The sequence below is a fragment of the Gemella bergeri ATCC 700627 genome (genome assembly GCF_000469465.1).
Lineage (GTDB): Bacteria > Bacillota > Bacilli > Staphylococcales > Gemellaceae > Gemella > Gemella bergeri.
In genome coordinates this window covers 15,279-41,416 of the sequence record NZ_KI271813.1, presented here as the reverse complement: position 1 = coordinate 41,416, position 26,138 = coordinate 15,279, and the positions used below count along the sequence as shown (strand labels likewise).

29 protein-coding genes are annotated in these 26,138 nt (G+C 29.3%); 25 read left to right on the top strand and 4 right to left on the bottom strand.

All coding sequences use genetic code 11. The features are described from left to right. Positions 1 to 159 precede the first annotated feature (159 nt). The 5 genes from HMPREF1983_RS01985 to HMPREF1983_RS01965 all read left to right on the top strand — a co-directional run bounded on the left by HMPREF1983_RS01985 (position 160) and on the right by HMPREF1983_RS01965 (position 3,802). Positions 160 to 1,197, top strand: coding sequence for a M42 family metallopeptidase (locus HMPREF1983_RS01985; protein WP_021752612.1), 1,038 nt, complete (start codon positions 160 to 162; stop codon positions 1,195 to 1,197). A 307-nt stretch (positions 1,198 to 1,504) separates the two neighbouring features. Beyond that, entirely contained in the window at positions 1,505 to 1,894 is a 390-nt protein-coding gene (locus HMPREF1983_RS01980) for a MerR family transcriptional regulator (protein ID WP_021752611.1), read from the top strand. A gap of 11 nt (positions 1,895 to 1,905) precedes the next feature. Beyond that, positions 1,906 to 2,298 (top strand): cupin domain-containing protein, encoded by a 393-nt coding sequence (locus HMPREF1983_RS01975; RefSeq protein ID WP_040460808.1) that lies wholly within the window; start codon positions 1,906 to 1,908, stop codon positions 2,296 to 2,298. 16 nt (positions 2,299 to 2,314) lie between these two features. Further along, positions 2,315 to 3,055 (top strand): carboxymuconolactone decarboxylase family protein, encoded by a 741-nt coding sequence (locus HMPREF1983_RS01970; protein WP_040460830.1) that lies wholly within the window; start codon positions 2,315 to 2,317, stop codon positions 3,053 to 3,055. A gap of 3 nt (positions 3,056 to 3,058) precedes the next feature. Next, positions 3,059 to 3,802, top strand: a complete 744-nt coding sequence (locus HMPREF1983_RS01965; protein WP_021752608.1) for an SDR family oxidoreductase — start codon at positions 3,059 to 3,061, stop codon at positions 3,800 to 3,802. Positions 3,803 to 3,852: 50 nt separating this feature from the next. On the opposite strand, the gene HMPREF1983_RS01960 is transcribed toward HMPREF1983_RS01965, so the two are convergent. Further along, positions 3,853 to 4,401, bottom strand: a complete 549-nt coding sequence (locus tag HMPREF1983_RS01960) for a VanZ family protein (protein WP_021752607.1) — start codon at positions 4,399 to 4,401, stop codon at positions 3,853 to 3,855. Between the two features lie 454 nt (positions 4,402 to 4,855). Here HMPREF1983_RS01960 and HMPREF1983_RS01955 point away from each other — a divergent pair, with 454 nt between their 5' ends. From HMPREF1983_RS01955 to mltG, 11 genes are all read left to right on the top strand, one after another. Beyond that, positions 4,856 to 6,127 carry an APC family permease gene (locus tag HMPREF1983_RS01955; RefSeq protein ID WP_021752606.1) on the top strand — a complete coding sequence of 424 codons (1,272 nt, stop codon included), beginning with the start codon at positions 4,856 to 4,858 and terminating at the stop codon, positions 6,125 to 6,127. A 40-nt stretch (positions 6,128 to 6,167) separates the two neighbouring features. Beyond that, positions 6,168 to 7,292, top strand: coding sequence for an alanine racemase (alr, locus tag HMPREF1983_RS01950; RefSeq protein ID WP_021752605.1), 1,125 nt, complete (start codon positions 6,168 to 6,170; stop codon positions 7,290 to 7,292). A gap of 221 nt (positions 7,293 to 7,513) precedes the next feature. After that, entirely contained in the window at positions 7,514 to 8,290 is a 777-nt protein-coding gene (locus HMPREF1983_RS01945) for a Nif3-like dinuclear metal center hexameric protein (RefSeq protein WP_021752604.1), read from the top strand. 17 nt (positions 8,291 to 8,307) lie between these two features. Beyond that, on the top strand, positions 8,308 to 8,697 hold the full coding sequence (gene mntR, locus HMPREF1983_RS07865; RefSeq protein WP_021752603.1) for a transcriptional regulator MntR: 390 nt from the start codon (positions 8,308 to 8,310) through the stop codon (positions 8,695 to 8,697). A 12-nt stretch (positions 8,698 to 8,709) separates the two neighbouring features. Then, a complete protein-coding gene (locus tag HMPREF1983_RS01935) occupies positions 8,710 to 9,642 on the top strand; it encodes a thymidylate synthase (RefSeq protein WP_021752602.1) in 933 nt (310 codons plus the stop codon). A 14-nt stretch (positions 9,643 to 9,656) separates the two neighbouring features. Then, the gene (locus HMPREF1983_RS01930) at positions 9,657 to 10,151 is read left to right on the top strand and encodes a dihydrofolate reductase (protein ID WP_021752601.1); all 495 of its coding nucleotides are present in this window, start codon (positions 9,657 to 9,659) and stop codon (positions 10,149 to 10,151) included. Beyond that, positions 10,152 to 10,991 (top strand): DegV family protein, encoded by an 840-nt coding sequence (locus HMPREF1983_RS01925; RefSeq protein ID WP_021752600.1) that lies wholly within the window; start codon positions 10,152 to 10,154, stop codon positions 10,989 to 10,991. 13 nt (positions 10,992 to 11,004) lie between these two features. Then, positions 11,005 to 11,259: an IreB family regulatory phosphoprotein gene (locus HMPREF1983_RS01920; protein ID WP_021752599.1), complete on the top strand. Its 255-nt coding sequence runs from the start codon at positions 11,005 to 11,007 to the stop codon at positions 11,257 to 11,259. Next, positions 11,260 to 11,688: a Holliday junction resolvase RuvX gene (gene ruvX / locus HMPREF1983_RS01915; RefSeq protein ID WP_021752598.1), complete on the top strand. Its 429-nt coding sequence runs from the start codon at positions 11,260 to 11,262 to the stop codon at positions 11,686 to 11,688. A 21-nt stretch (positions 11,689 to 11,709) separates the two neighbouring features. Further along, positions 11,710 to 12,012 (top strand): DUF1292 domain-containing protein, encoded by a 303-nt coding sequence (locus tag HMPREF1983_RS01910; RefSeq protein WP_021752597.1) that lies wholly within the window; start codon positions 11,710 to 11,712, stop codon positions 12,010 to 12,012. A 3-nt stretch (positions 12,013 to 12,015) separates the two neighbouring features. Continuing rightward, the gene (gene mltG, locus HMPREF1983_RS01905; protein WP_021752596.1) at positions 12,016 to 13,155 is read left to right on the top strand and encodes an endolytic transglycosylase MltG; all 1,140 of its coding nucleotides are present in this window, start codon (positions 12,016 to 12,018) and stop codon (positions 13,153 to 13,155) included. Positions 13,156 to 13,278: 123 nt separating this feature from the next. Here mltG and HMPREF1983_RS01900 read toward each other — a convergent pair whose 3' ends face one another. Both HMPREF1983_RS01900 and HMPREF1983_RS01895 read right to left on the bottom strand, forming a co-directional pair. Further along, the gene (locus HMPREF1983_RS01900) at positions 13,279 to 14,205 is read right to left on the bottom strand and encodes an alpha/beta fold hydrolase (protein ID WP_211225807.1); all 927 of its coding nucleotides are present in this window, start codon (positions 14,203 to 14,205) and stop codon (positions 13,279 to 13,281) included. After that, on the bottom strand, positions 14,187 to 14,798 hold the full coding sequence (locus HMPREF1983_RS01895; RefSeq protein ID WP_021752594.1) for a TetR/AcrR family transcriptional regulator: 612 nt from the start codon (positions 14,796 to 14,798) through the stop codon (positions 14,187 to 14,189). Before HMPREF1983_RS01895 ends, HMPREF1983_RS01900 begins: the two co-directional genes overlap by 19 nt. Positions 14,799 to 14,947: 149 nt before the next feature. On the opposite strand from HMPREF1983_RS01895, the gene HMPREF1983_RS01890 reads away from it, so the two are divergent. The 4 genes from HMPREF1983_RS01890 (at position 14,948) to priA (ending at position 19,645) form a co-directional block, all read left to right on the top strand. Continuing rightward, positions 14,948 to 15,700, top strand: coding sequence for an RsmE family RNA methyltransferase (locus HMPREF1983_RS01890; protein ID WP_021752593.1), 753 nt, complete (start codon positions 14,948 to 14,950; stop codon positions 15,698 to 15,700). A 12-nt stretch (positions 15,701 to 15,712) separates the two neighbouring features. After that, positions 15,713 to 16,039, top strand: a complete 327-nt coding sequence (locus HMPREF1983_RS01885; RefSeq protein ID WP_021752592.1) for a DivIVA domain-containing protein — start codon at positions 15,713 to 15,715, stop codon at positions 16,037 to 16,039. Between the two features lie 23 nt (positions 16,040 to 16,062). Beyond that, the gene (gene coaBC / locus HMPREF1983_RS01880; RefSeq protein ID WP_021752591.1) at positions 16,063 to 17,229 is read left to right on the top strand and encodes a bifunctional phosphopantothenoylcysteine decarboxylase/phosphopantothenate--cysteine ligase CoaBC; all 1,167 of its coding nucleotides are present in this window, start codon (positions 16,063 to 16,065) and stop codon (positions 17,227 to 17,229) included. A 64-nt stretch (positions 17,230 to 17,293) separates the two neighbouring features. Beyond that, complete coding sequence (priA, locus tag HMPREF1983_RS01875) at positions 17,294 to 19,645, top strand: replication restart helicase PriA (protein WP_021752590.1); 2,352 nt, start codon at positions 17,294 to 17,296, stop codon at positions 19,643 to 19,645. A 172-nt stretch (positions 19,646 to 19,817) separates the two neighbouring features. Here the strand turns inward: priA and HMPREF1983_RS01870 are convergent, their stop codons facing one another. Further along, positions 19,818 to 20,270 carry a nucleoside 2-deoxyribosyltransferase gene (locus HMPREF1983_RS01870; protein ID WP_021752589.1) on the bottom strand — a complete coding sequence of 151 codons (453 nt, stop codon included), beginning with the start codon at positions 20,268 to 20,270 and terminating at the stop codon, positions 19,818 to 19,820. 463 nt (positions 20,271 to 20,733) lie between these two features. Here HMPREF1983_RS01870 and HMPREF1983_RS01865 point away from each other — a divergent pair, with 463 nt between their 5' ends. The 5 genes from HMPREF1983_RS01865 to HMPREF1983_RS01845 all read left to right on the top strand — a co-directional run bounded on the left by HMPREF1983_RS01865 (position 20,734) and on the right by HMPREF1983_RS01845 (position 26,136). Beyond that, positions 20,734 to 22,479, top strand: a complete 1,746-nt coding sequence (locus HMPREF1983_RS01865; RefSeq protein ID WP_021752588.1) for an ABC transporter ATP-binding protein — start codon at positions 20,734 to 20,736, stop codon at positions 22,477 to 22,479. After that, a complete protein-coding gene (locus HMPREF1983_RS01860; RefSeq protein WP_021752587.1) occupies positions 22,479 to 24,215 on the top strand; it encodes an ABC transporter ATP-binding protein in 1,737 nt (578 codons plus the stop codon). The genes HMPREF1983_RS01865 and HMPREF1983_RS01860 overlap by 1 nt, the downstream gene beginning before the upstream one ends. A 295-nt stretch (positions 24,216 to 24,510) precedes the next feature. Continuing rightward, a complete protein-coding gene (secE, locus tag HMPREF1983_RS01855; RefSeq protein ID WP_021752586.1) occupies positions 24,511 to 24,684 on the top strand; it encodes a preprotein translocase subunit SecE in 174 nt (57 codons plus the stop codon). 11 nt (positions 24,685 to 24,695) lie between these two features. After that, positions 24,696 to 25,241 (top strand): transcription termination/antitermination protein NusG, encoded by a 546-nt coding sequence (nusG, locus tag HMPREF1983_RS01850; protein ID WP_021752585.1) that lies wholly within the window; start codon positions 24,696 to 24,698, stop codon positions 25,239 to 25,241. A 37-nt stretch (positions 25,242 to 25,278) separates the two neighbouring features. After that, the gene (locus tag HMPREF1983_RS01845) at positions 25,279 to 26,136 is read left to right on the top strand and encodes a DegV family protein (protein ID WP_021752584.1); all 858 of its coding nucleotides are present in this window, start codon (positions 25,279 to 25,281) and stop codon (positions 26,134 to 26,136) included. The last annotated feature ends 2 nt before the right edge of the window (positions 26,137 to 26,138 follow it).

The window sequence follows — 26,138 nt, the reverse complement described above, 5'->3', positions numbered from 1 at the left end:
TTAAGTAAAGAAAAATATTGTAAATATGTTATTTGGAGAAGTATTGAGATTAATATTTTGTATCTTAAGTATAATGATAAATTATTGAAATTAAATATTTAGTAAAATATGAGAGTATGGTATAATCATTTATAGAGTACATTAAAGGGGGATTAACTCATGAAAAAAACTATTAACTATATTACAGAATTAACCGGTATTCCATCACCGACCGGTTACACAAAAAATGTAATGAATTATTTAGCTGATGAGATAGAGCAGCTAGGTTATAGTGTTACTAAAGCAAATAAAGGTGGGGTTAATGTTACAGTCCGCGGAAAAGATGACAGTAAACATCGTGTAATAACGGCACATGTTGATACATTAGGGGCCATTGTAAGAGCTATAAAATACGATGGTCGTTTAAAACTTGATAAAATAGGCGGTTATCCTTGGAATATGATAGAGGGTGAAAATTGTCTGGTTCATATAGCGAGCAATAATAAAACCGTCAGTGGAACAATTTTAGTTCATCAAACAAGTTGTCATGTGTATCGTGAGGCAGGTACAGTAGAGAGAACTCAAGATAATATGGAAGTCAGACTTGACGAAAAAGTAAAAAATGCTGAACAAACACGTGCGTTAGGAATAGAAGTAGGTGATTTTATCAGTTTTGACCCACGAACAATAGTTACTGAAACAGGTTTTGTGAAAAGTAGATTTTTAGATGATAAAGTTAGTGCTGCAATACTTCTTGACTTATTAAGAAAATATAAAGAAGAAAAAATAGAACTTCCATATACTACGCATTTTATGTTTAGTTGTTTTGAAGAAGTTGGACATGGTGCTAACTCCAGCATTCCAAAAGAAGCGGTTGAGTATTTAGCTGTTGATATGGGAGCAATCGGTGATGACCAACAAACTGATGAATACACCGTATCTATCTGTGTGAAAGATGCAAGCGGACCATATCATTATGAATTTCGTCAGCATTTAGTGGCTCTGGCAAAAGAGAAAAATATTCCATTTAAGTTGGATATTTATCCATTTTATGGAAGTGATGCTTCATCAGCGATGAGAGCAGGTGCGGAAGTAAAACATGCTCTGTTAGGAGCAGGGATAGAATCCAGTCACTCATATGAACGTACTCATATTGATTCAATAAAGGCAACATATGATATGGTGGATGAATACTTGAGAAGTAGTTTGGTAAAATAATTCTAATTTAAGATAGAAATAAAGGATTGAATTCTGTAATTAGCGGAACTCAATCCTTTTAATTTAGTATTTTGTATTGTAATAATTAACAGTATTAAAAAAACTTAAAATGCTGTTGACTTGGAGTGAACTCTAAGGTATATAATAAAAATACAGTTAAGTTGGTAAACTTAACAATAAAATACAAATATAAACGGAATACGGTAGTATTAACAGATGCGAGGGGATGTATGTAGCAATAATAAAAATATCAATAGGAAAATATGTTTGATATAGCGGAGTTATAATTTATTAAGGGGAAATAATAATGAATATTAAAAAAGCAAGTGAATTATGTGGTGTCAGCACTGATACAATACGTTATTATGAGAGAATTGGTATTTTACCGCCAATACCTCGTAATGATAAAGGTATTCGTGAGTTTGGTGATGAAGAAATTCGTTGGATTGATTTTGTTAAACACTTTCGTAATGCGGGAATGAGTATTGAAAAATTAGCAGAGTATATTAATCTTTTCGGACAGGGTGATTATACAATACCTGCACGAATAGAGTTATTGGAAGAAGAATATAATAGATTACTTGAGAAAAGAGAAGAAATTCAACACAATTTAGATCACTTGGAATATAAAATAAAAAATTATAAAACTCATGTTGTTCCAGTGGAGAAAAAATTAAAAAAATATAACAAAGAATAGAGGTGAGTGTAATGGGAAAATTTGAACCATTGTTTAATTTAGGTACTCAAAATATTAATTATAAAGAATTCTTCATAGGAGAAAGTTATATAAATATGCTTGTATCGGATAAAGATATAGATGTTAAAATAGCGAATGTTACGTTTGAGCCGGCATGTATAAATGATTGGCATATTCATCATGATGGGTATCAGATTTTGATGATAACAGACGGCGAGGGTTGGTATCAAGAAGAAAATAAATCTGCACAAAAATTAACAAAAGGAGATGTTATCGTTATAAAAGACGGCGTAAAACATTGGCACGGTGCAACAAAAGATAGTTGGTTCAGCCATGTTGCTATAACAACAGGTACAGCTGAATGGCTAGAAAAAGTGATAGATAGTGAATATAATAAATTATAATTTAGGAGAAGTTACTATGAATAATAATTACAGAGAACAAATGCTATCTAATTTAGAAACTACTGATAAAGAGTTTGTGGAATTATTTTCCAATTTCGCCTTTAATGAAGTTATTCATGAAGCTAATATTGATTTGGATGAAAAAAGTAGATTTTTATCAATAATAGCTATTTGTTTAGGTTGTGGAGCAAAAGATTTATATAAAAACACGTTATCTATAGCTTTAAATATATTACAACCCGAAGAAATAAAAGAAATTTTATATCAGGCAACTGCATATTTAGGGTTAGCAAAAACATTAAGATTTTTTAATATCACAAATAAATTTTTTGAAGAAAATAGTGTAAAAATAAGCATAAAAATAAGAACAATTTCAACTAAATATACACGTCGTAAACTAGGAGAGGAAGCACAAATAGGAATATTTGGAGAGCAGATGAAAAATTTTGCCAATAAAGGTAGTGATGATGTTAAACATATTAATCATTGGCTTGTTGATAATTGTTTTGGAGATTATTATACAAGAAAAGGCTTAAATTATAAAGAACGTGAATTGATAACCTTTTGCTTTTTGTATGCACAAGGTAATTGTGAAAATCAATTAAAAGCACATATTCAAGCAAACTTAAGACTAGGGAATACACGTGAATTTTTAGTTTCTGTAATTTCTAACGGTATTCCATATATTGGGTATCCTCGTAGTTTAAATGCTCTCAATATCTTAAATGAGGTAACAAATTTCAAAAAGGAGAATTAAAATATGTCAAATAGTAAAGTAATTGTAATAACAGGAGCAAGCAGTGGAATAGGAAAAGCGACGGCACAATTTTTGGCTAAAGATGGACATAAAATTGTCTTAGCCGCACGTCGTAAAGAATTGTTGGAAAAGTTAGTTAGTGAGATAGAAAGTTTAGGCGGGAAAGCAGTTTATCAGGTAACAGATGTTACAAAAGTAGATGAAGTAGAAAATTTAGCTAAATTAGCAATTGATACTTTTGGAAAAATTGATGTTTGGTTAAATAATGCCGGAATTATGCCTCAGTCATTGTTGCAAAAAAAATTAATCAAGGATTGGGATAAAACAATTGATATTAATATTAAAGGTGTATTATATGGTATTGGAGCGGCATTGCCATATATGATAAAGAAAAATTCAGGACAATTTATTAATATTTCATCGGTAGCAGGACATGTTGCTCATGCGGGTGGTGCTGTGTATTCTGCTTCTAAATGGGCTGTTAGAGCAATTAGTGAAAGTTTACGTGATGAAATGGCACAAAGCGGATTAAATATTAGGGTAACAGTTATTTCTCCCGGAGCAATACACACAAATTTGTTAAATAGTGTAACGGATAAAGAAATGAAGGCAGGTTTTGAAGATTTTTATAATACTTATGCTATCCCGGTAGAACGTGTTGCATTGTCAATAAAACAAGCAATTGATTTACCTGAAGACAGTGCATGGAATGAGGTGATTATTCGTCCGACAAAACAGCGTGTGTAAAGGGAAAAATTTAGTAAACAGTTAATGGAAATGATATTCATTAGCTGTTTTTATAATATGTAATAAATATAATAAATAATGTAGCTTTCACAAATAAGTGCAGTGCAGTTAAATAAAATACGAGAATACTGTTGTTTTAAAAGACCGGATATTAATGAAGTAAGGCATATTCCAATAAGACCGCCTGTTGTATTTGTAATAATATCTGTAATATCGGCATAGCCAATTGCAAAAATATATTGAAAAATCTCATATATTGAACTTAATAATATAGCATAAAATGTGCCTAAAATAATACCGCTATGAGGATATAGAGTTTTGATAAACATACCTAAGGGGATAAAAAATATTACATTTAGTATTGGTTCAATATAATCAATATGACCGTTAACCATTGCTGTACCGGCAAACGGTACAAGATTAATATCAGTCCATGTCACACCCGGATGCAGTAAAGTACGTGGAGAAGAAATCCATGATAAATTAATTTTTTCTAGAAAACTCCAATTCATTTTAGCTAAAATAACCCATGTTAATATTATCAAATAGATACCCAACAATATCCATGTTATTAATTTACTGTTTAAAAATTTTTTCATGTATTATCTCCTTGTATAAGTTTGAAAATAATATATCATAAATATTTTAAAGTAAGTTAAAATAATTTTTCAACTTAAATAAAAAGTGTTATAAAAAATAAAATGTAATATATAATTTTAGTAATGGATGTGTTACATTTTGTTTCAAAATTTTTAATAAGATATGAATTAATAATGTTTTATAATTTACATAATATTTTATATATGTTATATGTTATTTAATAAATTGTATTATTATTTTATATTATAGTGAATAGTCTATATCTGACAAATTAGGGGATATTATATTTTTTATTTGTAAAACTGTTATATATAATTTTTTTTAACTATTTCACTTTATTTTTTATGAAAAATAATATATAATATAATCGCGTAAAGCGATTTCATAAAAAATTAAAGGAGGTTTATATTATGAATGAATTAAAAAAAAACAATAGGATTTTTACCGGCATTTATGCCGGTAATAGGGTCGGTAATAGGAGCAGGGGTATTTTTTAAAGCTGCTATTATATATAAAACCACCGGAACAATGAGTTTAGGGTTACTCGCATGGATTTTAGCAGGGGTAATTACTATCTGTGCGGGATTGACTGTAGCTGAACTTGCCGCATCTATACCCGAAGTTGGTGGAATGGTTGTTTGGATAGAAAGAGCATATGGAAAAACAGCCGCCTTTTTACTAGGGTGGGCACAGTCGGTTATTTATTTTCCTGCAATGATAGCTGCCCTTTCTGTTATTTTTTCAACACAAGTTTTAAACTTATTAAATTTAGATAAAGTGTGGCATATTCCTATCGCATTTTTGGTAGCTGCTTCTTTGATGTTTTTGAATTTTTTAGGTGGGAAAACAGGTGGTATTATTCAAACGGTAGCAACTATTTGTAAATTGATACCATTAATTGCAATTATACTTTTTGGACTTTTACAAAAGGATTCACAACCACTACAATTATTTCCGGTAGAAGCAGGAAAAGATATTTCCTTTGCCGGAGGATTAGGTGGTGCTTTACTTGCAGCTATGTTCGCTTATGAAGGATGGACGAATGTAGGTAGCATGGCAGGAGAAATGAAAAATCCTAAAAAAGATTTACCAAAAGCAATTTTTTTAGGATTAGCTGTTGTAATGGCTATATACGTACTTATTAATGTTGCATATTTATTAAGTCTTCCGTTAGATCATATTTCAGGAAATCAAACAGTAGCAAGCGAAGTGGCAGCCAAATTATTTGGCGGTTTGGGTGGTAAGATTTTAACAATAGGAATATTAATTAGTGTTTACGGAGCGATTAACGGTTTTACGATGGCTGGGATTCGTGTTCCATATGCTATGGCAAAAAGTGATCAAATTCCTTTTAAAAATATTTGGACAAAGCTGAATAAAGAAGCTATACCGGTAAATTCAGGAATATTACTTTTAATTTTAGCGGGGCTTATGATGTTAACCGGAAGTTTTGATATGCTAACAGATCTTTTAGTCTTTGTAATGTGGTTTTTTTACACTGCAACATTTCTTGCGGTAATAATTTTACGAAAAAAAGATCCCGATTTGGAACGTCCATATAAAGTACCGTTATATCCGATTATTCCTATAATTGCTATTTTAGGTGGTGGTTATACTTTAATAAGTACCCTTATTTCTCAAACTACATTAGCATTGGGAGGAATAGGACTTACAGTTATAGGTTTATTATTCTATAAAGAATTACATAAAAAATTTAAAAAATAGTTTAATTGTGTTATAATTTAATAAAAGATAGGAGTAGAAAATGATAAATGATAGACCCACAAAATTAATCGTTAATTTAGACGCTGTTTTAAATAATTATAAAAAATTTGTTGAATTAGCAGGTGATAAAAAAGTTATTGCTGTAGTAAAAGCAAATTCATACAGTTTAGGAGCTGATAAAATATCAGAACTTTTATACGATAATGGAGCAAGATATTTTGCTGTTGCCACATTAGAAGAAGCAATAGAATTAAGAAAAAAAATAAAAGATGGACTTATTTTAGTATTAGGTGTAACTAATCCTTTAAATGTAAATTATGCTATTGAAAATAATGTGTCATTATGTTGTCCTTCAGAAGATTGGTTAACACAAGCTATATCTGCTGTAAAAAATAATTCAAAATTAAAAGTACATGTAAAACTGGAAACAGGAATGAATAGAATCGGAATTTTTGATAAAGAAGAACTGAGACACGTTGACAATCTTTTAAAATCTGAGAAAATAATATTTGAAGGAGTATTTTCTCACTTTGCACAAGCAGATGGAGAAAATAATATCTATGATAACCAACAAATAGATAAGTTTAATGATTTACTATCTACTTTTACAAAAAAACCTACTTATATCCATTTAGATAACTCAGCAGGTACAATAAAATATCATAATTGTCACGCTGACTATCAACTAGTAAGGGTCGGTATATCTCTTTATGGTGAATATCCAAGTAGTAATATAGAGAAATTATATGGTATAAAATTAGAAACAGTTGCAAGTCTTGTTAGTAAAGTAACTCATGTTAAAAAAATTAAAAAAGGAAGTAAAGTAGGGTACGGTTCTACTTATGAAGCTAAAGAAGATGAATATATAGCAACTATTCCAATAGGTTATGCTGATGGTTTGCTTCGTTGTGCTCAAGGGTATAAGATAATAGTGGGCGATGAGCTTTGCGAAATTGTTGGACGAGTATGTATGGATCAATTAATGGTTAGATGTTCGGAAAATATAAAGGTAGGAGATGATGTATTATTCTTTGGAGAATGCAATAATAAAAAATTATCTATTGATGATTTTGCAGACTATCAAAATACTATAAGTTATGAAATATTATGTGCTATCCATACAAGAGTTCCACGTGTATATTTGTCAAACGGTAAAGAAATATAGTATATAACAATTGCTCCCCTAAAACATAAATTAGTTTTAGGGGAGTTAATTGTTAATATGTATTTATTCACAAAAATATTTTTAATGGTAATAAAGAAGAATTAGGATTAGTTTTCATAAAATAATATAAATATTTTATTTTTGTTACAATTAAGTTGTCTTCTAGCAAATTTTTTTATAAAATGTTATAATAGTATGAATGATGAAATAGGAGGATAAATATGCCGACCGTAGCAGATGTTTATAATCATTTAAATAAATTTGCAAATGTTAAACTGGCTGAAAAATGGGATAATGTTGGTTTAATGTTGGGAGATTATAATAATGAAGTTACTAAAGTATTAGTTTGTCTTGATGTGACGACACAAGTGGTAAAAGAAGCGATTGAAAAAAAAATAGATTTAATTGTTTCTCATCATCCGCTTATTTTTAAACCGATAAAATCATTAAACTTTTCGGATGATTTTAAATCAAATATAATAAAACTATTAATTCAGAACGATATTTCAGTAATTTCATTTCATACAAATTTGGATTCAGCAAGTTTAGGACTTAATGATTATTTAGCTAAAAAATTGGAGTTAAATAATATTAAAGTTCTTTTTGAACACAAATTAGATACCGATGCCGGACTAGGAAGATATGGTGATTTAAAAAAAGAAATTTCTTTTGAAAGATTTATTTTTTATTTAAAAGAAAAATTTGAATTATCTAGTGTTAGTGCTGTAATAGGTAATAAAAAAAATATAAAAACAGTAGCATTATTAGGCGGCAGCGGTGGTGATTTTATTTATGACTTACCGGAAGTAGATGTGTACTTAACAGGTGATGTCGGTTATCATGTAGCACTTGATGCTATTGAAATGAAAAAAAATATAATAGATATTGGTCATTTTTCAGAGCATTTGGTAAAAGAGTTATTGCAAACTTATTTATTGAAGTTAGAGGTTGAAGCTTTAAAATCAGAAGTTGAAAAATCACCATTTAAAATTTTATAGGAGGTAAATATATATATATGGCAAAAGCAACTCCAACAATGGAAGATTATATTGAGATAATATATTCGCTTGTACAAAATAAAGGATATGCACGATCTGCAGATATTGCAGAACATTTGAATGTTTATCCGTCTACAGTGACAAAAATGTTGAAGAAATTAGACGTTGAAGGATATATAGTTTATGAAAAATATCGTGGAATAGCTCTTACTAAAAAAGGACATGATATGGGAGAGTATGCTCTTACACGACACGAACTTTTGGAAGATTTTCTTCGAATAATCGGTGTTCATGAAGAAAAAGTGTATGAAGAAGTAGAGGGAATTGAACACCATTTAGGGCGTGATTCTTTGGAGAAAATAAAAGAGTTGGCGACGTACTTAAAAGAAAATAATTATAAAGCATAATGGAGAATAAGCGTGGCAGATAGACAATATTTAGATTTATGTAAAGAAATTTTAGAAAAAGGAACGCAAAAATCGGATAGAACCGGTGTAGGGACAAAAAGTATATTTGGTTATCAAATGAAGTTTGATTTGACAAAAGGATTTCCGTTACTCACAACTAAAAAAGTAAATTTTAATTTAGTATGGTCGGAACTTCTTTGGTTTATAAAAGGTGATACTAATATTAAATTTTTATTAGAGAATAAAAATAATATTTGGAATGAATGGGCATTTAAAAAATGGGTGGAAAGTGATGAATATAACGGCCCGAATATGACGGATTTTGGGCATAAATCACTAATTGATACGGATTTTAATAAGCAATACAAGGAGCAAATGTCTTTATTTAAAGAAAGAATACTTAATGATGAAGAATTTTCTGATAAATATGGAAATCTTGGGAATGTATATGGAAAACAATGGAGAAATTTTAATGGAGTAGATCAGTTGAAAAATGTTGTGGAACAAATTAAAACAAATCCTAACTCTCGCCGGTTAATTGTTTCATCTTGGAATCCTGCAGAAGTAGATACCATGGCATTACCGCCGTGTCACTCTTTATTTCAATTTTATGTGAATGATAGAAAGTTGAGTTGTCAACTTTATCAAAGAAGTGGTGATGTTTTTTTAGGAGTACCTTTTAATATTGCTTCATATTCGTTACTAACTATTTTAATTGCGAAAGAATGTGGATTGGAAGTTGGAGAATTTGTTCATACGTTGGGAGATGCTCATATTTATAATAATCATTTTGATCAAGTAAAAGAACAGATGTCAAGAACACCCTTTCCTTTACCAAGTTTAGAAATTGCTGATTTTGAAAGTATTTTTGATTTAAAAATAGAAGATGTTAAAGTTGTTGATTATGAAAGTCATCCATTTATAAAAGCACCTATTGCTGTATAGAAAGGGGAGTTATCATGATATCATTAGTAGTGGCATATGATAAAGAAAAAGGTATTGGTAATGAAAATACTATTCCTTGGCGAATTAAAAATGATATGCTGAGAGTTAAAGAGTTGACAACAGGTCAGACTATTATTATGGGAAGAAAGACACTGGAAAGCATAGGACGAGCCTTACCTAATAGAGTTAACAGGGTTTTAACAAGAAATCCGGAGGTACTTGGTGATTATAAAAATATAGAAGTTTTTAGCGATGATAAAAAAATTCTTGAGAATATAAAAACAAAAAACGTATTTATCTTTGGCGGCGGAGCAATATATAATAAATATTTTGATATTTGTGACGAGATGTTTGTGACGGAAGTAGAAACAGTAGCAAATACTGATACGAAGTTTCCGGATTTTTCTTTAGAAGAGTGGGAACTTATTGAAAAAAAAGATTTCAAAAAAGATGATGATAATGAATTTGACTATTCATTTTTACACTACAAAAGAAAAGAGGGAAAATAGATGGAAAAGGTAAAAATAGTTATTGACTCAACAAGTGATTTAACCTTTGACGAGATTGATAAATATGATGTTGAAGTTGTGCCTTTGACAATGACTATTGATGGCGTTGACTACAATTATAAAACAATTGCCAATGATGAATATATAGTAAAAATGAGAACGGCAAATGAATTTTCTACCAGCCAACCGGCACTTGGAAGTTTTTTGAAAGTATTTGAAAAATGGACAAAAGAAGGATATAAATTATTAGTTCTTACCATATCTTCGGCACTTAGCGGAACATACAATACGGCATTATCAGCAGGAGCAGAATTTAAAGATATTTATGTGGTTGATACAAAAACAACGACAAGGGGTATGGTTTATCTATTAGAAGAAGCCATAAAAGAACTTTCAGAAAATATTCCTCTGGAAAAAGTGGCTGCAAAACTTAGAGAAAAAGCGAAAAATATATTAACCTTTGTTACTATAGATAATTTAGATAATCTTGTAAAAGGAGGAAGGCTTAGCAAATCAGCAGCCCTTATTGGAGGTTTATTAAATATAAAAGTATTGACACAGTTGAAGGAAACGGAACTGATTGCGGTTGACAAAGTTCGTGGTAAAAAAAAATTAGTACACGCTTTAATAAAAAAAATAATAGATGAAAAAGGTGAACGATCTATTAAGAGAATAAGCCTACCTAATGCTTTGGCGGATGAATATGTTGAATTAATAAAAAAAGAAGTTAAAGATGAGTTAGATTATGTTGTAAAAGATGAAGATATAATGACTACAACGCCTGCTATTTCAACTCATACAGGAGAAAAAGCAGTAGGGATTATTGTAGAGTTAGTATAATCGGAGGTAGATTATGACGAATTTTGATGAAACAAGACTATTTGACAACAGTCTGTATGATAAAAAAGATATCCATTCTATTTTGAAAAATGTTGTTCTTACAATAAAATCGAAAGGTTATGATCCTATAAATCAATTAATGGGATATATTAAAACGGGAGATCCGATATATATTCCAAGGGATAATCATGCACGTGAGCAAATTAGATTGATAGAGATGGATGATCTATTAGAATATTTATTACACTTTTTTATTCAGGAGTCATAGATGCTAGATAAGAGAATAATGGGACTTGATTACGGTTCTAAAACTATTGGTGTTGCGGTAAGTGATTTATTAGGCTTTACCGCCCAAGGTGTTGAAACTATAAATATTAACGAACAAATAAAAGATTTTAAAATTAAAAGAATAAAAGAACTGGTAGCTGAGTATAATGTTGGAAAAATTGTAGTTGGTTTACCTAAAAATATGGATAACTCTGTTGGATTTCGAGGAGAAGCAACTTTATATTTTGTAGAGGTGTTAAAAAAGAAAATAAAAAATGTTGAAATTATACTTCAAGATGAGAGACTTACTACTATGGGAGCTAATAGAGTACTGTTAGAGGCGAATGTTTCCAGAAAAAAAAGAAAAAATGTTATCGATAAAATGGCAGCAGTATTGATATTGCAAACCTATTTGGATAAATTAAATTAATAAAATAACGAGGTAATTATTATGCAGGAAAAAGATTTTAAAAAAATTAATATAGACAATACGGAAGAAATTTATACATTAAGTACATTAGAAGGTGAAGAAAAAGAATATCGTAAAATTTTAGAATTTACTAATCCAACTAATGGAAATCTTTATTATATTTTTGCAGAAGAAGAAACTATTGATGAGGAAGAAATTAGCATTTTTCCTATGATTTGTGTGGAAGATGATGATAATGTAAGATTTGAACCTGTTGAAACTGATGAAGAATATGATATGATTTCTGAAGTATTCGATACTTTCTACTATGACGAAAGTGAGTAAAAAATGAGAGAAGATAAAATAAGACGCAGGAATGAATTAAGAAAAAAAAATAAGAAAAATAAAAAAGGGGGAATACTTTCTGTATTTTTCACATTATTATTAGTCGCTGCGGTTGCTTTTCTTTCATATTTTTATTACGGATTAACACCTGTAGATAAAAGCAATAATAACGATATTCAAATAGAAGTAAAAGAGAGTTATGGAAGTCAAAAAATTGCTGAAGAATTAAAAAATAAGGGATTAATAAGAGATGCTGCCATATTTAAGTTATATGCAAAGATGAAACCGAGTTTATCGTTTTATGTAGGTACGTTTAACTTAAAACCAAGTATGAGTGTATCGCAAATAATGGAAGAATTAGGAACTAAAGATAAAGCACGTGCAGGAAATACTTTTGCTGTAATAGAAGGTGATAGTATTTTAAAAATCGCTCAGAATTTGGAAAAAACTAAGAAAATAAATGCAGAAGAATTTTTAGAAAAAGTAAACGATGCAAAATTTATCGGTAAACTTAAAGAGAAATTTCCTGAACTGATAACGAACGATATTTATGGAAAAAATATAAAATATGCTTTAGAAGGTTATTTATATCCTGCTGTTTATACTTTGGATGATAATGAAACCGCAGAAACTCTAATTACCAAAATGGTAAGTGTAGCTAACGAGAAAATAGTTCCATTATATAAAGAAAATAAACGTGTTTGGAATATTGCAGGTAAAGATAAACAAATATCTATTCATGAATATATTACAATGGCGAGTATTTTGGAAAAAGAATCTACCAAAGATGGAGAGAATACTAAAATAGCAAGTGTATTTCTTAATAGGTTAGCAAAAGGTATGTTGCTTCAAACAGATCCGTCAGCCAATTATGCAGCAGATAAATTAACAGGAGCACCTACGCAAAAAGAATTAACGCTTCAATCACCATATAACACTTATGTTACTAAAGGGTTACCACCGGGACCTATCGCCTCTGTTGGTTCGGTATCGTTTAAGGCGTTAAACAATGCTGAGGATACAGAGTATATATATTTCCTTCATGCCTCAAAAGATGGAAAAGCCTATTTCTCAAAAACTTATGAAGAACATGAACAATTAGCAAAAGAACATATAGATGGTTATATTCCAACTAGTAGATAATAAGTATGAAAGCTGCATCTCTTCGATGTAGCTTTTTTGGCTGTATATTATAATAGTGGTGTATAGGATCGAGAAAATTATACTTTTGTACAATCTTCTTTTGCGTTGATTATCATAAATCAATTAGTTATTATGATTTGCTTGATAGATGAAATGAGATACAGTTTTCCTTATTTCCTCGTCATGCCCGACTAAAAGATGACCGCCGCTATTAAATACTTTTAATGTGATATTATCGAATCTCTTAACAGAATCAATAAACTTATCATATTTTGTTAGCTTGTCATCTTTAGCTTGGAGAACCAATATGGGAACTTTTATTGTTTCAACGGTATAATCATCATAGTTGATCGCCATATCAGGGTTTGTGATCTTACCATCTATTTTAACTCCTGTGCTTCTTTTATTAATTGGTAACATCGTTTTAACTACACTGCTGTCCATACCCATTGTACTTTTAAAAAATGGGCTGACTAAATACATGGCTAAATTATTACACAAAAAATCAGGCGGAGCTTGATGTAAGTTTATTTTTTCCGGTTTTTTAGTTTCAGGCATTGCAGAGCTATATAGAATGAGTCCCTTACATCTATTAGGATAATCTAGGGCAAATCGAATAGCTACAGTTCCTCCGGCAGATTCCCCTACGATAAATACCTTTTCAATATTTAATTTATCTAAAAGTTCTACATATGCTTTACATTGCTCTTTTGGGGTACCGTTTCCTAATATGTCACTATTAAGGTATCCAAATCGTGAGGGGGAAATAATTCTGTAATTATTAGAGAAATTTTTTACACTTTCATAGCCTTGATCAAAACCTCCAAATATTCCATGACAAACAAGCAGGGTTTCTCCGGCTCCAATATCAAGATATTCAATATTTCCATAAGATAAGTTCATTTGGTTAGGACGGTAGTTATCTAGCTTTTTCTTAGCTTCCTTTAGGTCACTTTTTAAGCGTAATGATGTACTAAGTACATATAAAATTCCTAAAATTACAATAAATAGCAGTGTGATTTTTAACCATTTCATTCTTTTATCCCCCAAATATTACAGAATACATTTATAAATATCTCAATTTCCTTCTTAGCATCTTCTAATTTTTCTTTTTTTTCGTCATATTTTTGAAGTAAAAAATAGATTTGTGAGTAAAATGCGTTTGCCATATCCGTTGCGTTTCCAAACTTTACTTTATTTGACGATAGTAGTAGAGAAAACACTTCTATCTGATAGGAGATAGGGTCATCAATAAAAATTTGTTCATATAGACGATTGATGTTGTGATCTTTGTAGCGGTCAATAAGAAGCATTTTTCTAAAGTTTGAGGCAATCTCATCTAATAGATAAAATTCAAATAATTCTTGTGCGATATGAATGATATCCGTCCGACTTTTATGTAAATATATTTCATTATCGACAGAGTTTTTCGGTAAAAGAAGTGTATTTCTCTTTTTATTCATCTTTTCATAAAAGGTTTTAATGCAATTATCGAAAATTTCCTGCTTATTTTTAAAATGTTTATATAAACTTGGTGCCTTAATATTGACCATCATCGCAATATCTTTGACATAAACGTCAGAATAACCTTTTTGGGCAAAAAGTTTCAAGGCTTCGGAAAGTATTTTTTCTTTTGTATTCATGTCCTTCTCCTTTTGGCTAATCAGAATTAACTAATTATATTATAAGCTAATTTAAATTAGCCGTCAAGTTAAGGATAAAATTATTATATTGCTTTAAATGTTATAATGGAGTAAAATTGTACATATAGAGAAAATTATCAGGAGAAGTTATGCAACAATATTTTGTAGATGAATTATTTGATGAATATGGGAGATATACTTTATCTAAAGATGATAGTAATCATATTGTAAGAATTATGAGAAAAAAAGAAAATGATAAGGTTTATATTGTATTTAAAGAAAAAATAAAGTATATATGTAATATTATAGATAGTAAAATTGATGGTGTGGTGGTAGAACCTTTTGAAAGAATATATACAAGTAATGAATTAACGGTAGAAATTACAGTTGCCATACCACCATTAAAAAGTGATAAAATAGAATACTTAATCCAAAAATTAACGGAGTTGGGAGTTACTAATATTGTATTGTTTAACTCCGAAAGAAATATTGCCAAAATAAAAAAAGATAAAATTGAAAATAAGATACAACGCTGGGAGAAAATTATAAAAGAAGCAGCAGAACAATCAAAAAGAAATTTAATACCAAATATTATCTATGTTGATAGTTTGCAAGAATTAATTAGCTATGGTAAAAATATGGATTATAAGGTAGTAGCATATGAGAAGGAGTCGACTAATATTGACAATATTAATTTAAAAAATTTATTATGTAGCGACCTAAATAAAAAATCTATTCTTGCCGTTTTTGGTAGCGAAGGTGGTCTTTCTGAAAATGAAATAAGTAATTTTAGAAATGCTGATTATAAAACTATAGGATTAGGGAAAAGAATTTTACGTGCTGAAACAGCTCCATTATACTTGGTTAGTTGTGTTTCATATTTTAATGAATTTTATAATTAAAGGAGATAAAAGATGAGTGTAGAACTTAATTTGACAGCGAAAAATATTTACGAAAAAGAGTTCAAAAAAAGTCGTTCTAAAGGATATAGTGAAGACGATGTTAATGATTATTTAGATTTAATCATTGAAGATTATATGAAATTGGATAAGTTATTGACGAAGATAAAAGAGTTGGAAATAGAAAATCAAAATTTGAAAATTAAAATAGAAGCCATTAAAAACACCAATAAAGAGGAGCGACCGCAACAAGTAACAAATCTTGATATATTAAAACGATTATCAAAATTGGAATTGGCAGTATTTGGCCCTGGGCATAGTAAAGAACAAGATTTATATTAAAGATATTTTTATAGGAGAGCAAGATGAATATATTATTGATAGTTTCGGGTGGAATTGCTGCTTATAAAGCAATTGATTTATCAAGTAGTTTAATAAAAAAAGAAAATAACGTAAAAGTTATTCTAACGAATAATGCCAAGAAATTTGTCACGGAGTTACCTTTTCAAACTTTGACAAAAAATAGAGTTTATAGTGATACTTTTGACGAAGTTAATGAGAAAGAAATTCAACATATAGATTTAGGGAAATGGGCTGATAAAATTATTATTGCTCCTGCAACGGCGAATATTATTTCTAAAATGGCTAATGGCATTGCGGACGATCTGGCAACGTCTTTAATTCTTGCGGTAAAAGATTCTAGTAAGGTATATATAGTACCTGCGATGAATACAAATATGTATACAAATCTTATTATTCAGGAAAATATAAAAAAATTAAGTAATCTTGGTTTTAATTTTATTGAACCTGATTTTGGACTTCTTGCGTGTGGAGATATCGGTCGTGGAAAGTTTCCGGATATCCAGAAAATACTCCAATGTGTTTTTTCAGAAGAAAAAAAAATAAATAAAAAGATTTTGGTGACTGCCGGACCTACTAAAGAGTTTATTGATCCGTTTCGTTGTATTACCAATCCTTCAAGCGGTAAAATGGGTATAGCCATTGCAGAAGCGTTTGCTAAGCGCGGTGCAGAGGTTTTACTAATTACCGGAGTGAATTATGTTCCTATAAATAAAAATATAAAAATAATAAAAATAGTTAATACTCATGATATGTTTGAAGCCGTCAAAAATAACTTTTCAGAATATGATATAGTTATAAAAGCAGCGGCAGTATCCGATTATACACCTGTGGTAACTTATGATAAAAAAGTAAAAAAACAAAACGGAAATTTAACTATGGAGTTTAAAAGAACGGAAGATATATTAAAGTATGTCGGAGAAAATAAAAAAGATAAACAGGTTGTTGTTGGTTTTGCTGCCGAAACCCATAATATATTGGAGTATGCTAAAGAAAAAATAATAAAAAAACATCTTGACTATATTGTTGCTAATGATATTTCAAAAGAAGGTATTGGTTTTGCTTCAGATAATAATGAAGTATATATAATTGATAAATTTGAAAATATAAAAAAAATAGATATGACTTCAAAAGAAAATATAGCACAAGAACTTGTTAATATACTTGAGTAGTAAATTAAAACACTGGGTAATTTATTTTTTGCTCGGTGTTTAATAATCAAGAAAGGAGGTATATATGTTTGCAGAAGTAATAGTAGATATTAATGCTTATAATGTAGATAAAACTTTTTATTATTTAATTCCGAAAGAATTACGTGGAGAAGACATTATAGGTTACAGAGTAGAAGTCCCTTTTGGTACGAGAATAGTTCAGGGATATGTAATAAATATTTTTGAACGGTATAACGGGGAAATTTCAGAGTTTAAATATATAAAACGCTTGAAAGATAATTTTCCTATTTTAACTAAAGAAATGTTACTTCTTTCAAAAGTGATGGCTAATGAACTTTTTTGTACCAGAATACAAGTTATTGAAACTATAGTGCCAACTATTTTAAAAAATAAATATATAGAATATTATGAGTTATTAGATGCTAATAAAACCCTTTTAATAGATTACGAAAAACATTTTAAAGATAATTTGATAGAAAAGAAAAAATTTGAAAAATTATTTTCCAAGCAGGAGATAGGATATTTACTGTCGGTAAAAGCTATAAAATTAATTAGTAAAATAAAAGAAAATAACAATAAAGAAATTGAATTATTTTTGGAGTTAGCAGATTATCATGATAAGAAACTTACTCAAAAACAGAAAATTTTAGTAGCATATTTAAAACAAAATAAAAAGATTAAAAAAAATAAAGTAAAGGAAATCTTGGATATTGGAGTTTCGGTAGTTAAGAAACTTTTAGATAATAATATTATAAAAATAGTTGAAATTGAAAAAGAAGAAAAAATGGATGGCAACTATACAAATCTAAATAAATTAAGTATTTATCAAAAAGAAATTTTTGATAAAATTCAGTGTAATTTAGATAAAAATAAATTTAATGAATATTTACTCCATGGTATCACCGGTTCAGGAAAAACAGAAATTTATTTGAAATTGGTTGAAGAAGTTTTAAATCTTGGGAAAGAGGCTATAATCCTTGTTCCTGAAATTATTTTAACACCACAGATTGAGAAAAAATTTAAAAAAATTTTCGGAAATAATGTTGTGGTAATTCATTCAAGATTGACAGCACGAGAAAAATTTTTAGAATGGAAGAAAATTAAAGACGGTAAGGCAAAAATTTGTCTTGGAACCCGTTCGGCGATTTTTGCACCGTTTGAAAAATTAGGACTTATTATTATTGATGAGGAACATGAGAATAGTTATAAACAGTCAGATAATCCACGTTATGAAGCAAAAGATATTGCAAAGAAACGTGCGATTTATAATAAGTGCAGTGTAGTGTATGCCAGTGCTACACCATCTATTGATTTATATTATCGTTTTGAAAAAAATAACCCCAACAATTTATTAACATTAACACAAAGATTTAATAATGTATTGCCTAAAGTAGAGGTACTTCATGTTCATGATAAAGAAGAGGTAATTTCTAAAAAATTATTGAACAAAATAAAAGAAAAAATTTCAAAGAATGAACAAATTTTACTTCTTATGAATAAGCGTGGATATACAAACTATATTCGTTGTTTTTCTTGCGGTCATATGTATACTTGTGAAAATTGTGATATAAGTTTAAACTATCATAAACATGATAATTCATTGAGATGTCATTTTTGCGGTTTTCATAAAAAAATAGCAAATATAAAAAAATGTTGCGACAATCCGGAACTTGTATCCGGGAATTATGGTATTCAACGTGTTGAAGAATATTTAAGGGAAAATATAGAAGATGTTAGAATTACAAGAATGGATTCAGATACTACGGGGAAAAAAGGTGCTTACGAAAAACTCCTTACGGATTTTAGAGAGCATAAATCGGACATACTTTTAGGTACACAAATGATTTCAAAAGGATTGGATTTTCCAAATATAACTTTAGTAGGAGTTTTATCAATAGATTCTCTTATCGCTATTCCCAGTTTTAAAGCAAATGAAAAACTATTCCAACTTCTTGTGCAAACGGCAGGAAGAGCGGGGAGAAGTGAAAAAACGGGGGAAGTAATTTTTCAAACTAATGTTTCCAGTAGTATTATTGACTTTGCTATAAAACATAGTTATAAAGATTTTTATAATTACGAATTAAAAAGGAGAAAATTAATAAATTATCCACCGTTTTGTAATATTTCGTTTATTACCATAAAAGGATACGACGAAGAAAAGGTGAGTTTTGTTGCGAAATCAATTTATAATTTTTTAAAAGAAAAATACGGTGATAAAAATATTCTTGGACCAAATAAAAGTATATTTTATAAAATAAATAACGAGTATAAATTTAACATAGCTATTAGATTTCAAGAAGTTGATTATAAAAAACTTTATCCACTTTTGAAATATATTAATAATTATTTTGAAGAAAGCTATGCTACACAAAAAATAACAATAACGATAGATAATTCAGCGTTAGATTATATGTAAATATATAGCGATTAAAAAATCGTAATTTTATTAGAAATCAGTTTTTTAGAATTGCTTCGCACAGTTTATTAGATTTAGGAAAAGTTCTTTAAAGTAAATTCCCAAATCGATAAACCGCTACGCATAACAAATTCTATTAAAATTTTTAATTTTTAGATTAAATTTATTAGCTTTATGCTTTTAAACAAAATAAGTTATCTAATTCCTCTATTGCTTCTTGGAAATTATATACTAATTTACCATGTTTTAATATCCCGCCGAGAACATAGTGATTCATAGCGTAGCTGGGGATACTGTATTTATTTGAAGATTTTAGTCTTATATCCGAATTGATTGCAATAATTTTTTTCTCTAGGGCGATTGCTAAACCGAGTTCAACCATTACACCACTATCCTCATTTGTAACGTCGGCAAGAAAAATATCACATTCTTTTACTGCTATAGTATCCCCTGTAAAAATATCTTGTGGCGTTGGTAGTGATTGTTTATTTTCGTTAAAGGGCTGTTCAATAGGGTTGTAAATTGTTAGTTTATTTTTAAAATGTTCTTTTAGTAAACGTCCTTCTTTAAGACGTTGAGCGACTTCCGCTTCATTGAATAATGCACCTGCCAAGTATAGTTTCATTATAGTTTACCTCCAATAATTATTATTTATAATTATAATACGATACTAAAAATCTTACAATAAAAAATATATAGCATTTGATAAAGATTAATTTTTAATAAAGGAAAAATTTATAATAATATTATAAGGATATAAAGTATTTTTTGGTACAAATATTAAAAATTATAGAATAATGAATAGTTTATTAATTATGTGTAGAATATATAAAATTAGTAGAAAATTTCCAAATTAATTGTTTATTTTCCATTGAAAATTTTTTCAAAAAAGACTAATGAAACCAAAATAGATATATGCTATAATTATGGATACATTATTATTAAAAATTACGTAGTTTAGAAAATATTAAATATTTTATAAGTTATTATTAGAAAGTTCAATTTTCAAATAACTTAGTTTAAAATGATCTTTTTCATAACTAAAATACGAAAGAAATGATGAAAGTATCATTATTGAAAGGAATTATATGAATTTTGCAAAACGTTTAAGCTGGTTTTTTAAATTAGAAAAGAAAAGATATATAATCGGAATATTATCTCTGGGATTTGTTAGTATTTTTAATTTAATTCCTCCTAAAGTGATTGGAAATGTAGTAGATTCAATAGGGGAAAAAACATTAACGTCTAATGAATTAATTGTAAATTTAATTTATCTAATCGCTTCCGCTTTTATTATGTACGGATTAAGATATGTATGGAGAATATGTATTTTTGGTGCCGCTAATAATCTTGCAAGAATTTTACGTTTCAGATTATTTCAGCATTTTACAAAAATGTCACCATCATTTTACCAAAAATATCGTACTGGGGATTTGATGGCTCATGCAACAAATGATGTAAATGCTGTATCTATGGCGAGCGGTGTAGGTGTTATGTCTGCCGTTGATGCGAGCATAACAGCACTTGTTACATTGTTTTCAATGTTTTTTATGTTAAACGCTAAATTAACACTAATAGCGATTATTCCACTCCCGTTTTTAGCGTATTTCACAGGGAAATTGGCAAAAAAAAGTCATAGGAGTTTTAGGGATTCACAGGAAGCATTTTCAGACTTAAATAATAAAGTACAAGAGAGTGTATCCGGTGTTAGGGTGACAAAATCTTTCGGTTATCAAAAAAGTGAGAGCATATCTTTTAATAAAATAAATGCTGTAGTATTTGATAAAAATATTACAGCAGCCAGATATAGTGCTTTGTTTAGTCCAATGGTTTTGATATTTATCGGTTTTTCTTATATGCTAACTTTGGTATTCGGAGGAATTTTTATTCATCGTGGTAATTTAACCGTTGGAGAATTGATAACATTTATAACATATTTAGATATGCTTATTTGGCCGCTTCAAGCAATCGGTTATTTATTTTATATAGCGGAACGAGGAGAAGTTTCTTATTCTCGTATAGAAAATTTACTTGCTGAACGAAGTGAGGTTGTAGAAACAGAGAATGTACGTTATAAACCGCAAGGTATGAGAATAGAATATAATATAGAGAGTTTTTCTTATTCAGATAAACAGGTGCTATCTAATATTAATTTTACTTTAAGTAAAGGGCAAACGCTTGGTATTGTTGGTGTGACGGGTTCAGGTAAGACGACTTTACTAAAATTACTTCTAAGGGAATATGATGTAAAAAAAGGTGAGATTAAGATAGATGATATTAATATAAAAAAATATAAACTGAGTGATTTACGAAGCCTAATGGGTTATGTTCCTCAAGAGCAGATGCTTTTTGCCATGAGTATTAAAGAAAATATTCGTTTTGCGGATAATAATTTTACAGATAAACAAGTAGAAAATGTTGCAAAGTTGTGTGGAGTATATGAAGATATAATAAATATGACTGATGGTTTCGATACAATTATTGGAGAAAAAGGAATTTCACTTTCCGGTGGACAAAAGCAACGCTTGGCAATGAGTAGAGCTTTAATAATGAGTCCTGAGATTTTGATATTAGATGATTCGTTATCAGCGGTTGATGCTAAAACGGAAAATATAATTTTAAATAATTTAAAAGAAGAACGAAAAGGTAAAACGACGATAATTACAGCTCATCGTTTATCAGCGGTAGTTCATGCTGATTTAATACTGGTTATGAGTGAAGGTGAAATTATTGAGCGTGGTACACATGAAGAACTATTAAGTAAAGATGGTTGGTATAAAGAAACGTACAACAACCAGCAACTAGAGGAAAAACTGAAAGGAGAGTATCTATAATGAAAACAAAATCAGTATTTTTCAGATTGCTTGGTTATATGTTAAGATATAAAGTTTTAACATTAGTAGCATTATTTTTTATATTATCTACGACATTGATAACAACCGCAATTCCGTTGATTGCTAGATATTACATAGATAACTATATAACAAAAACTTTAGCCGGATCAGGGATTTATCTTCTAATAGTTTATTATGGATTGTTTTTACTTCGTGTTATTTTATCTTTTATTGGTGAATATTTCTTTGCAAAGGTGGCTCAAAGTGTTGTAAGAGATTTAAGAAATGAAAGTTTTGAACATCTTCAAAAACTTGGGATGGCTTATTTTGATAAAACACCCGTTGGGGCTGTGGTATCAAGAGTAACGAATGATACTCAAGCTGTAGCTGATATGTTTGGAACCATTTTTTCTAATTTTTTGAATTCGATATTAATGTTTACTGTAACAATTACCACTATGTTGACATTAAGTGTTCAACTTACCGTTTTGATGATTATATTTATTCCGATAATGTTAGGATCAATATATTTTTATCAAAGAATATCCGGTAAATTAGTGGCCATTACAAGGGAAAAGTTAAGTTCTTTGAATAGCAGATTGTCTGAAAGCATAGAAGGAATGAGAATAATTCAGGTTTTTAATCAAGAAAATAGATTATTATCAGAATTTGAAGAAATTAACAGAGAACATTTATATTATACAGATAAATGGTTAGTGGTAGACACTTTGTTTCTACGTCCGGCAATGGCGCTTTTTAAAGTGTTGGCTTATGCGGTAATTTTATCTTATTTCGGTTTCACATGGCAAAATTCAATTTTTAGTGCAGGGTTAATTTACGCTTTTATACAATATACTAATCAGTTGTTTAATCCTTTAATAGAACTTATGCAAAACTTTTCTGTTCTTCAAGCGTCAATTATTGCGGCTAAACGTGTATTTGAATTAATTGATAATGAAGATTATGAACCCAAACAACAAGATAAAGATTATAAAATAAAATGTGGGAATATTGAATTTAGAAACGTAAGTTTTTCTTATGACGGTAAAAAAGATGTTCTTAAAAATATTTCATTTAAAGTTAATAAAGGAGAAACAATTGCCTTTGTCGGTTCAACAGGTTCAGGGAAGTCATCAATAATAAATTTATTTTTACGTTTTTATGAATTTAAACATGGAGAAATACTCATTGATGGACAAAATATAAAAGAATATTCAATGAGTGAATTGCGAAAAAACATTGGTTTAGTGTTGCAAGAGCCTTTTTTATATCATGGAACAATAGAAAGTAATATAAAGATGTATCAAGATAATTTAACAATTTCTGATGTACAAGAAGCGGCTAAATTTGTAGATGCCGACGAATTTATAGAAAAACTCCCTGATAAGTATCAAAACAAAGTAGCGGAACGTGGTTCAACTTTTTCAAGCGGGGAGCGTCAATTACTTGCTTTTGCAAGAACAGTTGCTCTTAAACCTAAAATTTTAATATTAGATGAAGCAACAGCTAATATTGATTCGGGAACAGAAGAAACAATTCAACGATCACTTGCAAAAATGAGAAAAGGTCGTACTACTATAGCAATAGCACATAGATTATCAACTATTCAAGATGCAAATTGTATCTATGTGCTTGATAAAGGTACAATTATTGAATCTGGTACTCATAAACAACTGTTGGAAAAACAAGGAACATATTATAAAATGTATCAGCTACAAGCAGGTATGATGAAATAAAAAGAAAGTTTATAATGAATAAGGAATGGGTTGGTAAAAAATTTGATAAAAGACAACCCATAATTTAGTATTTTATAATTATGGATGAAATATGGTGTTGGAAAGTGGTGTTAATATTTAGTAAATAAATTTTTATACTTACTAATTATAGTAACGTGTTGCGAATAGTTATAAAATTTGATATAATGTTACACAGCGTAGATGATTTAATATGATTGGAATATATAGACTTATAGATTATACTGTGTTATAATTTATTAGATATGGAAAATTTCTAAAAGGAGGAGTGCAATTAATGGTAAGATTTCTAAAAAATGTAGTTTCTGAAATGAAAAAAGTTAGTTGGCCGACGTTAAATGAACTTGTTAGAAAAACATTGATAGTTATAGTTGTAGTTGGGATATTGATGATGTTCAGCTACATAGTTGATTTAGGAATAACGGCTGGAATTAGACATTTTAGCAGATAAGAGAGGTTGTTATGAGCGATACAGTAACAAAAGAATGGTATGTTATTCATACATATTCAGGATATGAAAATAAAGTAAAAGACAATATAGAAAAACGTGTAGAATCTTTAAATATGGAAGACAAAATTTTTAGAATAGTTGTTCCGGAAGAAAAAGAAATTATTGTTACACCGACTGGAAAGAGAAAAGAAGTTAATAGAAAAACTTTTCCGGGATATGTCCTTGTAGAACTTGTAATGACAGATGATTCTTGGTTTGTTGTAAGGAATACTCCGGGAGTAACAGGTTTTGTCGGTTCACATGGTGGAGGGACTAAACCAAGCCCATTATTGCCGGAAGAAATTAACTTTATTTTACAACAAATGGGATTATCTAGCGTAGTAGATGTAGATATAGAAATTGGAGATCATGTTCGTGTTATTTCCGGGCCATTTGTAGATATGGAAGGAAAAGTAGTTCATTTGGATTTATCTAACTACAAGGTTGATGTTATGATTGAACTTATGGGAAGAGAAACTAAAGTTGAATTAGAACTTTATAATGTGGAAAAATTCTAGGAAAGGAAAAGCTATCTTTTGATAGTCGCTAAATAGAGTGGAAAAAATAGCAATTATGATGGACTCTACGGCATATCTTCCGGAAGAAATAAAAAAAGAATTGGATATCCGTACAATTTTTCTTAATATAATTATAGATGGAACTTCTTATAAAGAAATTGTGGATATGCCTGTGGAAAAATATAATGAGTATTTGAAAAATCCTAATAACGCATTTCCTACTACTTCACAACCTGCGATAGGAGAAGTAGTAGCTTGTTTGGAGAAATTAAAAAAAGAGGGATATACAGATGTCATTTCGATAGCCTTGTCAAGCGGTATTAGTGGAACATTTTCTTCTTACTCAGTGGCAGGATTAATGGTTGATGGCATTAATGTTTATCCATTTGATTCAGAGATATCGTGTTTACCTGAGGGATATTACGCCATAAAAGCAGCTAAACTAATAAAAGAAGGTAAAAAACCTAAAGAAATAATTAGTGCATTAAATGATATGAAAAAAGTTTCTAAGGCATATTTTATGGTTGATGATTTATCACATCTTCAGCGTGGTGGTCGCTTGAATGGAGCGCAAGCTTTGGTGGGGAACTTGTTACAAGTAAAACCGATTTTACATTTTGAAAATAAGGTGATAGTTCCATTCCAAAAAATTCGTACTTATAAAAAGGGAGTTTCTAGAATATTAGAACTTTTTGATGAATTTTATAGGGAGAATAAGGGAGAGAATATTCGAGTATGTATTCTCCATATTGATTCTCCAAATAACGCAATAGAAATAAGGGATTATATTAAAGATAATTATGTTGGTGTAGAAATGGAAATAGCTGAAATTAGTCCTGTTATTTCTACACATTTAGGAATTGGTTCGATTGCTTTAGGATGGACAATATTATAATA

Bases quoted from the DNA above. Each gene is read 5' to 3' on its own strand.
- ruvX (WP_021752598.1), top strand. From the start codon at position 11,260: ATGCTAGATAAGAGAATAATGGGACTTGATTACGGTTCTAAAACTATT.
- HMPREF1983_RS01970 (WP_040460830.1), top strand. From the start codon at position 2,315: ATGAATAATAATTACAGAGAACAAATGCTATCTAATTTAGAAACTACT.
- HMPREF1983_RS01865 (WP_021752588.1), top strand. From the start codon at position 20,734: ATGAATTTTGCAAAACGTTTAAGCTGGTTTTTTAAATTAGAAAAGAAA.
- HMPREF1983_RS01885 (WP_021752592.1), top strand. From the start codon at position 15,713: ATGAGTGTAGAACTTAATTTGACAGCGAAAAATATTTACGAAAAAGAG.
- HMPREF1983_RS01910 (WP_021752597.1), top strand. From the start codon at position 11,710: ATGCAGGAAAAAGATTTTAAAAAAATTAATATAGACAATACGGAAGAA.
- HMPREF1983_RS01930 (WP_021752601.1), top strand. From the start codon at position 9,657: ATGATATCATTAGTAGTGGCATATGATAAAGAAAAAGGTATTGGTAAT.
- HMPREF1983_RS01945 (WP_021752604.1), top strand. From the start codon at position 7,514: ATGCCGACCGTAGCAGATGTTTATAATCATTTAAATAAATTTGCAAAT.
- HMPREF1983_RS01860 (WP_021752587.1), top strand. From the start codon at position 22,479: ATGAAAACAAAATCAGTATTTTTCAGATTGCTTGGTTATATGTTAAGA.
- mltG (WP_021752596.1), top strand. From the start codon at position 12,016: ATGAGAGAAGATAAAATAAGACGCAGGAATGAATTAAGAAAAAAAAAT.
- mntR (WP_021752603.1), top strand. From the start codon at position 8,308: ATGGCAAAAGCAACTCCAACAATGGAAGATTATATTGAGATAATATAT.
- HMPREF1983_RS01895 (WP_021752594.1), bottom strand. From the start codon at position 14,798: ATGAATACAAAAGAAAAAATACTTTCCGAAGCCTTGAAACTTTTTGCC.
- HMPREF1983_RS01985 (WP_021752612.1), top strand. From the start codon at position 160: ATGAAAAAAACTATTAACTATATTACAGAATTAACCGGTATTCCATCA.
- HMPREF1983_RS01870 (WP_021752589.1), bottom strand. From the start codon at position 20,270: ATGAAACTATACTTGGCAGGTGCATTATTCAATGAAGCGGAAGTCGCT.
- HMPREF1983_RS01965 (WP_021752608.1), top strand. From the start codon at position 3,059: ATGTCAAATAGTAAAGTAATTGTAATAACAGGAGCAAGCAGTGGAATA.
- HMPREF1983_RS01890 (WP_021752593.1), top strand. From the start codon at position 14,948: ATGCAACAATATTTTGTAGATGAATTATTTGATGAATATGGGAGATAT.
- priA (WP_021752590.1), top strand. From the start codon at position 17,294: ATGTTTGCAGAAGTAATAGTAGATATTAATGCTTATAATGTAGATAAA.
- nusG (WP_021752585.1), top strand. From the start codon at position 24,696: ATGAGCGATACAGTAACAAAAGAATGGTATGTTATTCATACATATTCA.
- alr (WP_021752605.1), top strand. From the start codon at position 6,168: ATGATAAATGATAGACCCACAAAATTAATCGTTAATTTAGACGCTGTT.
- coaBC (WP_021752591.1), top strand. From the start codon at position 16,063: ATGAATATATTATTGATAGTTTCGGGTGGAATTGCTGCTTATAAAGCA.
- secE (WP_021752586.1), top strand. From the start codon at position 24,511: ATGGTAAGATTTCTAAAAAATGTAGTTTCTGAAATGAAAAAAGTTAGT.
- HMPREF1983_RS01980 (WP_021752611.1), top strand. From the start codon at position 1,505: ATGAATATTAAAAAAGCAAGTGAATTATGTGGTGTCAGCACTGATACA.
- HMPREF1983_RS01955 (WP_021752606.1), top strand. From the start codon at position 4,856: ATGCCGGTAATAGGGTCGGTAATAGGAGCAGGGGTATTTTTTAAAGCT.
- HMPREF1983_RS01920 (WP_021752599.1), top strand. From the start codon at position 11,005: ATGACGAATTTTGATGAAACAAGACTATTTGACAACAGTCTGTATGAT.
- HMPREF1983_RS01925 (WP_021752600.1), top strand. From the start codon at position 10,152: ATGGAAAAGGTAAAAATAGTTATTGACTCAACAAGTGATTTAACCTTT.
- HMPREF1983_RS01960 (WP_021752607.1), bottom strand. From the start codon at position 4,401: ATGAAAAAATTTTTAAACAGTAAATTAATAACATGGATATTGTTGGGT.
- HMPREF1983_RS01975 (WP_040460808.1), top strand. From the start codon at position 1,906: ATGGGAAAATTTGAACCATTGTTTAATTTAGGTACTCAAAATATTAAT.